The organism is Burkholderia sp. Ac-20392 (assembly GCF_017104585.1).
GTDB classification, from domain to species: domain Bacteria; phylum Pseudomonadota; class Gammaproteobacteria; order Burkholderiales; family Burkholderiaceae; genus Burkholderia; species Burkholderia lata.
On record NZ_JAAGPB010000318.1, the window covers coordinates 1 to 10085 of the forward strand.

The window sequence follows — 10085 nt, forward strand, 5'->3', positions numbered from 1 at the left end:
TGCCGAGCGGCTGCACGATCACGCGCGACAGCTCGTCGCTTTCGCGCGCGGGCCCGGTGCCGTCGGCATGGAGCGACGGCGTGTGCTCGCGGTCGAGCAGCGTCGCGACCTCGCGCAGCACGTCGTCCTGCAATTCGTGCGCTTCGTCGAATGCCGATGAAAACGCGAACGCGGCCGCGACTGTCGCGACGACCAGGATCGCGGCCGACAGCGCGACCGACAGGCGGAACCCGATCGATTCGTTCAGCCGTTTCTTGAAACCATCCATCCCGCACCCCTGACGTTCTTGATCACGGTGCTGCCGAGCTTGCGGCGCAGCGAATGGATCAGGAATTCGACCGCATTGCTTTCGACTTCCTCGCCCCAGCCGTACAGGCGATCCTCGAGCTCGCGCCGCGACAGGATCGCACCCGGGCGCACCAGCAGCGCGCGCAGCAGCGCGAATTCGCGATTCGACAGCGGCACCGGTGCGTGCCCGTCGACGGCGGCCTCGCGCGTAGCCGGATCGAGCGACACGATCCCGTTGCTCAGCAGCGGCGCAGCCGAACCGGCCCGGCGCCGGATCGCGACGCGAATCCGCGCGAGCAGCTCGGCCATCTCGAACGGTTTCACGATGTAGTCGTCTGCGCCGCCGTCGAGGCCGGCAAGACGATCGTCGAGCCCGTCGCGTGCGGTGACGATCAGCAGCGGCGCGCTGGCGTCCTTCGCGCGGATGGCGGCCAGCACGTCGAGCCCGTCGCGGCCGGGCAGGCCGAGGTCGAGCAGGATCAGGTCGTAGGGCTGGGCGGCGAACGCGGTCAACGCGCGCACGCCGTCGGTGACCCAGTCGGTGGCGTACGACGCGTCCTTCAACGCGGCATGGACGGCTTCGCCGATCATCGGGTCGTCTTCGACGAGCAGTATTCGCATGCGTGTTCTCCGTGCCGCGCAAACGCCGCCAGCGTATGCGATTCCCGCGCGTGCGTCACGCGCCGATCCTTATTTGCCGCTGAACCGGTCGAGGGCCGCGAGCAGGTTCTTCATCGCGGCGGCCGAATCGGCCTGGGTCGGATGGTCCGCGCGCAATGCGGAAAGCGCCCGGTCGATCTCCTGGTCGACCATGTGCCAGTCGGCGGCGGCGCGCGGCTTGAGGCCGGCTTCGGCCGAGTCCCACGCGATCTCGAGATCCTTGATGCGCGTTTTCGCGCCGGGCAGGTCGCCCTTGGCGACGAGCGTGTTCACGTCGACGGCGATCGTGCGGAACTGCGACAGGTCGCCGAGCTTCGAGGCGTGGCCCGCAGCAGGCGATGCGGCGGCCGAGGCGGGCGCCGAAGTCGCTGCGTTCGCATCCTGCTGCTTCGAGCAGCCGGCGGCGGCGCTCAGCAGGGCAATCGTGGCCGCGGCAACGGCGAGACGGGAAACGGGATGGGGGATGCGCATGGCGTGTCCTCGATTCGATGAAGGGAAAGAGCGGAAAGGAAAAGGCGTCATTCGGTGGTGCCGGCACGCGTGCGCGGGCTGCTGCCGAACTGCGCGACGGCGACGAGCAGCACGATCACGGTCAGGAACAGCAGGCTCGTCCAGGCGGCGCCGAAGCCGAGCCCGCCATAGGTGCGGGCCTGCGTGAGCAGGTCGCCGAGCGACGCGCCGAACGGGCGCGTCAGGATGTACGCGATCCAGAACGCCAGCGCCGCATTGGCGCCGAGTCGCCACATCGTGAACACGGCCGCGATCAATGCGCCGAAGCACAGCGCGCCGAGCGTGAAGCCGAGCCCGAGCGCCTCGGTGGCGAGATCGCCCGCGGCGGTGCCCAGCGCGAACGTGCAGAGGATCGCGGCCCAGTAGAACAGCTCGCGCCGCGGCGTGACGATCGTGTCGATCGACAGCGTGCCTTCGACGCGATGCCACACGAAGAAGATCGCGGCGAGCCCGATGGCAAACGCGGCGGTGCTCGCATAGAGGCTGACGTTCAGGCCGTCGGTGAGCAGGTCGGTGATCTGCGTGCCGACGATGCTGACCAGCACCACCGTGAGCCAGTAGATCCACGGCACGTAGCGGCGCGTGCGCAACTGCAGCCACAGCGCGATCGCTAGCAGCGACGCCATCGCGACGCGGGTGACGGTCTGGCCGAGCCCCGCGTTGACCGCGAGAAAGTCCGCGCCGGTTTCGCCGACCGTGGTCGACATGATCTTGATGATCCAGAACGACAGTGCGACGTCGGGCACCTTGTTCAGCCAGTGCGGCGGGCGATGGGCGGGCAGGGATTGCATGCGATGCCTCCTTGGCAATCGGGTGGTCGGCATGCAGTCTGAAACCCGAGACTTAGGCCAGCCATAGCGAGGCCGGCAGCGGGAAAAAAGCGCCATTTCGACGTTTCGACGAAATGTGTCGTCGGAACGTCGAAATTATCAGTCGTTTCGCATCATTCTTCGTCTTGGAACTGATTTTGAGCGTCCCTAAACTGTGTTCATGGCTCAACGCCGTTCACAACACCAACCCATCATCAGGAGATAAGCGCATGAAAATCGCCATCGTCGGCGCAGGTCTGATCGGCCACACCATTGCTCACATGCTGCGTGAAACGGGCGACTACGAAGTCGTCGCGTTCGACCGTGATGCGGATGCGCTTGCAAAGCTGTCGCGCGAAGGCATCGCGACGCAACGGGTCGATTCGGCCGACGCGAACGCGATTCGCGAAGCCGTGAAGGGCTTCGATGCGCTCGTCAACGCACTGCCTTACTACCTCGCGGTCAACGTGGCCGCCGCCGCGAAGGCTGCCGGCGTGCACTACTTCGACCTGACCGAAGACGTGCGCGCAACCCACGCGATCCGCGAACTGGCCGAAGGCTCCGACCGTGCGTTCATGCCGCAGTGCGGCCTTGCACCGGGCTTCATCGGTCTCGCCGCACATGAGCTGGTGAACGGCTTCAGCGAAGTGCGCGACGTGAAGATGCGCGTCGGCGCGCTGCCCGAGTATCCGACCAACGCGCTGAAGTACAACCTGACGTGGAGCGTCGACGGCCTGATCAACGAATACTGCCAGCCGTGCGAAGCGATCCGCGACGGCCGCAAGCAATGGGTGCAGCCGCTCGAAGGCCTCGAGCACTTCTCGCTGGACGGCACCGAATACGAAGCGTTCAACACGTCGGGCGGCCTCGGCACGCTGTGCGAAACGCTGTCGGGCAAGGTCGAGACGCTCGACTACAAGTCGGTGCGCTATCCGGGCCACCGCGATCTCGTGCAGTTCCTGCTCGAAGACCTGCGCCTGTCGACCGACCGTGACACGCTGAAGTCGATCATGCGCCGCGCGGTGCCGTCGACGAAGCAGGACGTCGTGCTCGTGTTCATCACGGTGACGGGCGTGAAGGACGGCCAGCTGGTGCAGGACGTGTTCACGCGCAAGATTTTCGCGAAGGACGTGTGCGGGATGCACATGAGCGCGATCCAGATCACGACGGCCGGCGCGATGTGCGCGGTGCTGGATCTGTTCCGCGAAAAGAAGCTGCCGCAGAGCGGTTTCATCCCGCAGGAAAAGGTGTCGCTGAAGGCGTTCCTGTCGAACCGCTTCGGCAAGCTGTACGAAGGCGGCACGATGGAGCGCGTGCACGAAGTGGCCTGACCACCCGTCAGCCTCTGGCACGAGGGCCGTACGACGCCGGGAGCGCAACAGCGCTTCCGGCGTTGTTTTTTGCGGGGAACGAAAAAAGGGCGGCGGTCAGGCCGGCAGCGGCGGGACGATCGTGGCCGCGGGAGGGGGCGGCGCGATGCGGTACAGCAAGGTGTCGACGTCGGCGTCGGACGGCGCGGTGTTGTCGAACATCACGATACCGTCGCATTCGTGGCCGGTCGGCACGAAGCGGCGCTGCCGGTATTCGTCCCAGTGCGTGAGCTTGTAGGCATCGTTCGGGTTGCCGCGCGCGACGATTCGCTGGTGCGCGACGTCTTCCGACGTGTGGACCCAGACGACCGTCAGCGTGACGTCGGGTGCGATGCCGAGCCACGCACGGTCGAGAATGCGGCGATCGCGCACTTCGCGCGACAGCGGGCCGACCACGAGCGCGCCGATGCCGAGCGCGAGATTTTCACGGGCCGTGTCGAGCAGGCCCTGGTATTCGGGATCGCGCAGGTGCTTCAGGTAGAGCGGACTGTCGCGGTCGTTCGGATCCTCGGTGAGCGCACCCATCGCGGCCGAGCTGTAGCGGCCGTACAGCGTGTCCTTGTCGAGCAGGCAGAAGGCCTCGCCGGTCGCGCGCATCAGCGGCCCGATGAGCCGCTTCGCGAGCGTGGTCTTGCCGGTGCCGGCGTGACCGCAGAAGAACACCAGGTGCGTCACGAAGCCTTGCCTCCCGAGCGCGGGCCCGACGCGCCGTTGCGCTTGTCGCCGCGCGAGAAGACTTCCGCTTCCAGCCACATCGCGTTGATGATGCCGAAGCCGAGCGCCACGCCGATGCCGAGTATCCACGAGAAATACCACATGGGTCAGTCTCCTTGACGGTTGGGCCGCACGGCCGTGCGGCTTGTGGTCCGAAGTGTCCGGGTGCGCATGCTGCGGCGCACGCAGACCGATCATGACCAATATCGCCGTGCCGCGCAAGCCGGGCCGCCCGCGCAGCAAACCGGTAAACTGATGCGCAAACCGCAACATCACGGACAACATGCTGATCAACTGTGCTGCATACCAGGACGGCCGCAAGCTGGCCGACATCGATATCGACGCCATCAGCGACTACGTGTCGAAGCCCGAATGCTTCGTGTGGGTCGCGCTGAAGGATCCGACGCCTGCCGAACTCGACCTGATGGGCGAGGAGTTCGGGCTGCACGAACTGGCGCTCGAGGATGCCCGCAAGGGGCATCAGCGCCCGAAGATCGAGGAGTACGGCGATTCGCTGTTCGCGGTGCTGCATATGGTCGAGCTGGACGACGACGATGAATTGAACGTCGGCGAGCTGAACGTGTTCGTCGGACCGAATTACGTGCTGTCGATCCGCAACCATACCGAGCAGGATTTCCGCGACGTGCGCAAGCGTTGCGAGCGCGAGCCGCATCTGCTCCAGGAGGGCTCGGCATTCGTGTTCTACGCGCTGATGGACCAGGTCGTCGACCGCTATTTCCCGATCCTCGAAACGCTCGGCACCGAACTCGAGGAACTCGAGGACCGCATCTTCGCGAAGGCCACGCCTGCGTCGTCGCGCGCGATCATCGAGGATCTCTATTCGCTGAAGCGCCGGCTCGTGATGCTGTACCAGCACACGGCGCCGTTGGTCGAGCCGCTTGCAAAGCTCACCGGCGGGCGCATTCCGCAGGTCTGCAGCGGCATGGAACCGTACTTCCGCGACGTGTACGACCATCTGCAGCGGATCGTGAAGACGATCGAAGGGCGGCGCGAGATGGTGGTCACGGCGATCCAGGTCAATCTCGGGATGATTTCGCTGGCCGAGAGCGAAGTGACGAAGCGGCTCGGCTCGTTCGCCGCGCTGTTCGCGATCCCGACGATGATCGCCGGCATCTACGGGATGAACTTCGCGAACATGCCCGAACTGCACCTGAAATACGGTTTCTACGGCTGTATCGCCGTGATGGTCGTCGCCGACTTCGCGCTGTGGTGGCGATTCAAGCGGGCAGGGTGGCTGTAGTCTCGCTTCACGCGCGGGGCGGCGCGTGCTTGCCGATCACGACGCGCCACGGACGCACGCGCCACGATTTCACGAGACCGTTCTGCACGTACGGATCAGCGCGCGCGAACGACTCGGCCGCCTCCGGCGAATCCCCTTCGAACACGAGCACGGCCTGGTCGGCCGGGTCCGACAGCGCGCCGGCGAGCACGAGTTCGCCGCGTTCGGTCGCAGCCTGCGCAAGTGCGAGGTGCTGGGCGCGGAACGGTTCGCGACGGGACAGGTAATCGTCGACGAGTTCGTAGGTCAACTGGTAATGCATGGTGGCTCCGGGAAGAATCGCGGCGGCCGGTGCGTCGGCGCGCCGTCAGTCAGTCTGCTGCGGGCAGTATAGGGCAGGCGGACGGCAGCGACACGACACGAATGGCGGCGCGCGATTGCGCCGAAAATGCAACTAACGGTCTGGTCGCTGACCGTCCTGAAATCCCGGCCGCAACGCACCTTCAATGCAGCCAGGTCTTCAGGCCGGGGCCGGGCGGTCTATCCCTACGCCTTGTAGCCGATCGTGCGCAGCAGGTCCTTGCGCCAGCGGATGTCGTCGTCATTTTCGACACCGAGCGGTCCGAAGCCGTCGACGACGCCGACGACCCCGCGTCCTTGCGCGGTTTCCGCGACGATCACCTCGGTCGGGTTCGCGGTCGCGCAGTAGATGCGGCAGACCTCCGGCACGGCCTTGATCGCATTGAGGACGTTGACCGGAAAGAATCCGTCGCCGAGGCACACGATGAACGCGTGACCGGCGCCGATCGCGCTGGCGTTGCGGCAGGCCAGTTCGACGAGCGCCGCATCGGTGCCGGAGTGGCGCACCAGCCGCTTGCCCGACGCCTCGCAGAAGGCGAGCCCGAAGCGGATGCCGGGCACGGTGCCGACCAGCGCCTCGTGGATGTCCTCGACGGACTTGATGAAATGCGACTGGCCGAGGATGAAGTTCACGGTCTCGGGCTTGTCGATGGCAACAGTGTGCAGTTGCAGCATGGCGGACCTCGTCTCGCGATGCGGCGCGTGCGCCGCAATGGGCCCTTCAAGCTTAATACGCGGCGGCCGGCGACGAAAGCCGCGAGGGCGGCCTATCCTTCGTTGTGTGTGGCGCGAGCGCTGCACGAAGGCAATGGAGGCAGACATGGACGTGCGACAAGGCTTCGTCGACTGCGTGGGGCGCACGCCGCTGATTCGCTTGACGAAGCTCAGCGCCGAGACGGGCTGCGAGATCCTGGGCAAGGCGGAATTCATGAATCCGGGCGGGTCGGTGAAGGACCGCGCGGCGCTCTACATCATCCGCGACGCCGAGCGGCGTGGCGTGCTGAAGTCGGGCGGCACCGTTGTCGAGGGTACGGCGGGCAACACCGGCATCGGTCTGGCGCATATCTGCGCGGCGCGCGGCTATCGCTGCGTGATCGTGATTCCCGACACGCAATCGCCGGACAAGCTGGCGATCCTGCGCACGCTCGGCGCCGAGGTGCGCCCGGTGCCGGCGGCGCCTTACCGTGACCCGAACAACTATCAGAAGATTGCCGGGCGGCTCGCTGACGAACTCGACAATGCAGTGTGGGCCAATCAGTTCGACAACGTGGTCAATCGGCAGGCGCACTACGAGACGACTGGGCCCGAAATCTGGCGCGATACGGCGGGCACGATCGATGCGTTCGTCTGCGCGACCGGGACGGGCGGCACGCTGGCCGGCGTGAGCCGTTATCTGAAAGAGCAGAATCCGGACGTCCAGATCGTGCTGGCCGACCCGCACGGCAGCGGGCTCTACGGGTACGTGAAAACGGGCGACCTCGGCGCAGAAGGCAGCTCGATCACCGAAGGCATCGGGTCGACGCGCGTCACCGAAAACCTTGCGGGCACGCCGATCGACGACGCCGTGCGGATCGACGATCAGCAGTGCGTGACGATGGTCTACCGGCTGCTGCGCGAGGAAGGGCTGTATGTCGGCGGATCGAGCGGCATCAATGTTGCGTCGGCGGTCTGGCTGGCTCGCCGGATGGGGCCGGGGCACACGATCGTGACCTTGCTGTGCGATCGTGGCGACATCTATCGCGCGCGGCTTTTCAATCGGGAATGGCTACGCGAAAAAGGCCTGGACCCGGGGGACTGAACCCGGGAGTCGAACCCGTGCGAGGCGCGGGAGCGGTGAGGATTTCCATCCGCCGGAATGCGACCTATGCTGAACGAATCCGGTGCGAACGCCGTTCGCCCGTTTCGCCCAGACGAGGTGTGCCATGCCTGTGTCAGCCACCCTGCAGGATTGCCTGCGTCAGAAGTCATCGCGGTACGAAGTGGTGTACCACCCCTATAGCCATACGAGCATGGAGACGGCCGCCGCCGCGCATATTCCCGGCGATCGCCTCGCGAAAACCGTGCTCCTCGAAGACGACGAAGGCTACGTCGCCGCCGTATTGCCGACCACGTACGCCGTGCGCCTGTCGGATCTCTGGGTGAAGACGGGACGCCATCTCGTGCTCGCCCGGGAGGTCGAGCTGCGCGAGCTGTTCAAGGATTGCGACATGGGCGCGTTGCCGCCGGTGTGCATGGCGTACGGCATGAAGACGTTTCTCGAGGAACGTCTCGCGCAGCAGCCGGAAGTCTATTTCGAGGCCGGCGACCACGAAGCGCTGATCCACATGATGCAGGATGAATTCCTGATGCTGATGGAGACAGCCGAGCGCGCGCATTTCTCGCACAAGATGCAGGGCATGCACTCCTGACGCGTGCGGTGCATCGGCGCTGGTCGGTGCCTGTGTGACACGGTTGTGTGTCGCGACAGTGGGTATGTCGCGCGATAGTTAATTCGATATGCGAAATTATTGCGTCGATCTTTGGTCGATGTATCGACCTTGGATTTGAATCGCATTCCGGATTAACCGTTCGGATATCCAGAGGGTGTTGGATGTCTTGAGGAATCGCTGTTCGGCCGGTTCGAGGTGGTCGAACAGCGCAATGCGCGACCGATGCGGACGTTGACGAGAGGAGGGCACGCACCGTCCCGGTTGCTTCTCTTGGGGCCGATTTTGATGCAGTGCAGGAAATATGCCGGTATTTATGTTGAAACAACTTAATATCCGTTTTCGCATATATCCATACAATTCAATTACCGTTTTAATAATAAAAGTTTGATTTGTGCTTACCGGAATATTATTTGAATAAACCCTCCAAACTTTGTATTCGGGTATCAAATAAAGTTTGACGTCAAAATTTTTTCCTTGCTATCTTCTGCACCCAAGTGAACGGCGCGATTGACATCGGCGTGTAACGAACGACGAATCGTCAGACGAAACACGAGGCGCCGCCCGCTCAGCTGACAATTGCCTGAACGTGCAGGCGCGTGGTTTTACGGTGTAAAACCGGGTCGCGCCGGCCGGAACGATTCCTTGAAAAAGAATGAATTGGAATTCGAATGTAATTCTTTCAATTCGGATTGCTAATTGAATTTGAAATGAAATGTTCGGGTTGATGCGGTGGCGATGCCGACCTGGCTTTGCCGCCGGCAGCAATCCGGAACTGGGCGAATCGCTTGGGGGATGGATGGTGGGCATGAAAGTCGAAGAACATCTGGCTACGTCGAACAGCGGACTGGCTACGCTGGGCCGCCCGCGGGAGTTCGGCAAGAAGCAACAGAATCCGGTACGCCGGTTCGGCGGCATCGGAATCGTCCTGGTGCTGCATGCAGTGCTGATCTACGCGCTGCTCAACGGCCTCGCGACGAAAGTCGTGCAGGTGATCCAGCACCCGATCGAAACCCGCATCATCGAGCCGGTCAAGCCACCGCCGCCACCGCCGATGCCCGTGGTCAAACTCCCGCCGCCGAAATTCGCGCCGCCGCCGCCGCCGTTCGTCCCGCCGCCGGAAGTGCCGGTGCAGGCGCCGCCGCAGGCGACGATCACGCACCAGTCGGCCCCGGTGCCGTCCGCACCGGCCGTGCAGGCGCCGGTCGTGGCGCCTCCCGCGCCGGCCAAGCCCGTCAGCCATGACGTGGGGGTGGTTTGCCCGAATTCGGACACGCTGCGCGCGTCGATCCAGTATCCGAAGGAAGCGCAGGAAAACAACATCACGGGCGACGTGACGATCGAATTCGTCGTGGATGCGGAAGGGAACATCACGAACGAACGGGTGGCGCAGTCGGCGGATCCGATCCTCGATCGCGCGGCCTACAACACCGTGAAACGATTCAAGTGCGTCGCGCAGGGCCAGTCGGTACGGGTCCAGGTTCCGTTCTCGTTCAATCTGAATTGATGCAGTGGGCGGCCCGGTGCGATCCGGGCCGGGAAAAACCATCTCGAACTGACGTATTAAGTTCACCGAAATAACTGGAGTGGGGTATGACGAAGCGTTCACTGGCCGCGCTGGCGGCAAGCATCCTGATGTCCGTCGCCGCAATCGACGGGTTCGTTGCACCGCAGCTCGCCCACGCGCAGGCAAGCGGCACGGCCGGCA

The 10085-nt window shown here is 64.3% G+C and carries 12 protein-coding genes and 2 pseudogenes; 6 read left to right on the plus strand and 8 right to left on the minus strand.

Translation table 11 applies throughout. The features are described 5' to 3' along the window. The 4 genes and pseudogenes from G3N99_RS27205 to G3N99_RS27220 all read right to left on the minus strand — a co-directional run. Positions 1-268, minus strand: a pseudogene (locus G3N99_RS27205) (two-component sensor histidine kinase); the annotation flags it as partial. Beyond that, positions 244-909, minus strand: a complete 666-nt coding sequence (locus tag G3N99_RS27210) for a response regulator transcription factor (protein WP_174933961.1) — start codon at positions 907-909, stop codon at positions 244-246. The gene G3N99_RS27210 and the pseudogene G3N99_RS27205, both read right to left, overlap by 25 nt. 69 nt (positions 910-978) lie before the next feature. Further along, positions 979-1419 (minus strand): hypothetical protein, encoded by a 441-nt coding sequence (locus tag G3N99_RS27215; RefSeq protein WP_206123943.1) that lies wholly within the window; start codon positions 1417-1419, stop codon positions 979-981. Positions 1420-1466: 47 nt separating this feature from the next. Continuing rightward, the gene (locus G3N99_RS27220) at positions 1467-2249 is read right to left on the minus strand and encodes a hypothetical protein (RefSeq protein ID WP_206123944.1); all 783 of its coding nucleotides are present in this window, start codon (positions 2247-2249) and stop codon (positions 1467-1469) included. A 248-nt stretch (positions 2250-2497) separates the two neighbouring features. On the opposite strand from G3N99_RS27220, the gene G3N99_RS27225 reads away from it, so the two are divergent. Beyond that, on the plus strand, positions 2498-3598 hold the full coding sequence (locus tag G3N99_RS27225; protein ID WP_039357959.1) for a saccharopine dehydrogenase C-terminal domain-containing protein: 1101 nt from the start codon (positions 2498-2500) through the stop codon (positions 3596-3598). Positions 3599-3694: 96 nt separating this feature from the next. Here G3N99_RS27225 and G3N99_RS27230 read toward each other — a convergent pair whose 3' ends face one another. Both G3N99_RS27230 and cydX read right to left on the minus strand, forming a co-directional pair. Beyond that, on the minus strand, positions 3695-4312 hold the full coding sequence (locus tag G3N99_RS27230; protein ID WP_041492851.1) for an ATP-binding protein: 618 nt from the start codon (positions 4310-4312) through the stop codon (positions 3695-3697). Next, positions 4309-4455: a cytochrome bd-I oxidase subunit CydX gene (cydX, locus tag G3N99_RS27235; protein ID WP_089472869.1), complete on the minus strand. Its 147-nt coding sequence runs from the start codon at positions 4453-4455 to the stop codon at positions 4309-4311. Before cydX ends, G3N99_RS27230 begins: the two co-directional genes overlap by 4 nt. A gap of 179 nt (positions 4456-4634) precedes the next feature. Between cydX and corA the strand changes: the two genes are divergently transcribed. Continuing rightward, complete coding sequence (gene corA, locus G3N99_RS27240; RefSeq protein ID WP_174933968.1) at positions 4635-5612, plus strand: magnesium/cobalt transporter CorA; 978 nt, start codon at positions 4635-4637, stop codon at positions 5610-5612. A 7-nt stretch (positions 5613-5619) separates the two neighbouring features. On the opposite strand, the gene G3N99_RS27245 is transcribed toward corA, so the two are convergent. Continuing rightward, positions 5620-5913 carry a YciI-like protein gene (locus G3N99_RS27245; RefSeq protein ID WP_011352164.1) on the minus strand — a complete coding sequence of 98 codons (294 nt, stop codon included), beginning with the start codon at positions 5911-5913 and terminating at the stop codon, positions 5620-5622. A 224-nt stretch (positions 5914-6137) separates the two neighbouring features. Further along, positions 6138-6626: an adenosine-specific kinase gene (locus tag G3N99_RS27250; RefSeq protein WP_206123945.1), complete on the minus strand. Its 489-nt coding sequence runs from the start codon at positions 6624-6626 to the stop codon at positions 6138-6140. Between the two features lie 145 nt (positions 6627-6771). Here G3N99_RS27250 and G3N99_RS27255 point away from each other — a divergent pair, with 145 nt between their 5' ends. From G3N99_RS27255 to G3N99_RS42090, 4 genes and pseudogenes are all read left to right on the plus strand, one after another. Next, the gene (locus G3N99_RS27255) at positions 6772-7749 is read left to right on the plus strand and encodes a cysteine synthase A (RefSeq protein ID WP_206123946.1); all 978 of its coding nucleotides are present in this window, start codon (positions 6772-6774) and stop codon (positions 7747-7749) included. A gap of 124 nt (positions 7750-7873) precedes the next feature. After that, the gene (locus G3N99_RS27260) at positions 7874-8359 is read left to right on the plus strand and encodes a YbaK/EbsC family protein (protein WP_011352161.1); all 486 of its coding nucleotides are present in this window, start codon (positions 7874-7876) and stop codon (positions 8357-8359) included. Between the two features lie 826 nt (positions 8360-9185). Further along, complete coding sequence (locus G3N99_RS27265) at positions 9186-9884, plus strand: energy transducer TonB (protein WP_011352160.1); 699 nt, start codon at positions 9186-9188, stop codon at positions 9882-9884. A gap of 86 nt (positions 9885-9970) precedes the next feature. Next, a pseudogene (locus tag G3N99_RS42090) lies at positions 9971-10085 on the plus strand (MotA/TolQ/ExbB proton channel family protein); the annotation flags it as partial.

What these genes read in the sequence shown, in the direction of transcription:
- G3N99_RS27225 (WP_039357959.1), top strand. Translation starts at nt 2,498, where the DNA reads ATGAAAATCGCCATCGTCGGCGCAGGTCTGATCGGCCACACCATTGCT.
- cydX (WP_089472869.1), bottom strand. Translation starts at nt 4,455, where the DNA reads ATGTGGTATTTCTCGTGGATACTCGGCATCGGCGTGGCGCTCGGCTTC.
- G3N99_RS27210 (WP_174933961.1), bottom strand. Translation starts at nt 909, where the DNA reads ATGCGAATACTGCTCGTCGAAGACGACCCGATGATCGGCGAAGCCGTC.
- G3N99_RS27215 (WP_206123943.1), bottom strand. Translation starts at nt 1,419, where the DNA reads ATGCGCATCCCCCATCCCGTTTCCCGTCTCGCCGTTGCCGCGGCCACG.
- G3N99_RS27255 (WP_206123946.1), top strand. Translation starts at nt 6,772, where the DNA reads ATGGACGTGCGACAAGGCTTCGTCGACTGCGTGGGGCGCACGCCGCTG.
- G3N99_RS27250 (WP_206123945.1), bottom strand. Translation starts at nt 6,626, where the DNA reads ATGCTGCAACTGCACACTGTTGCCATCGACAAGCCCGAGACCGTGAAC.
- G3N99_RS27220 (WP_206123944.1), bottom strand. Translation starts at nt 2,249, where the DNA reads ATGCAATCCCTGCCCGCCCATCGCCCGCCGCACTGGCTGAACAAGGTG.
- G3N99_RS27260 (WP_011352161.1), top strand. Translation starts at nt 7,874, where the DNA reads ATGCCTGTGTCAGCCACCCTGCAGGATTGCCTGCGTCAGAAGTCATCG.
- G3N99_RS27245 (WP_011352164.1), bottom strand. Translation starts at nt 5,913, where the DNA reads ATGCATTACCAGTTGACCTACGAACTCGTCGACGATTACCTGTCCCGT.
- G3N99_RS27265 (WP_011352160.1), top strand. Translation starts at nt 9,186, where the DNA reads ATGAAAGTCGAAGAACATCTGGCTACGTCGAACAGCGGACTGGCTACG.
- corA (WP_174933968.1), top strand. Translation starts at nt 4,635, where the DNA reads ATGCTGATCAACTGTGCTGCATACCAGGACGGCCGCAAGCTGGCCGAC.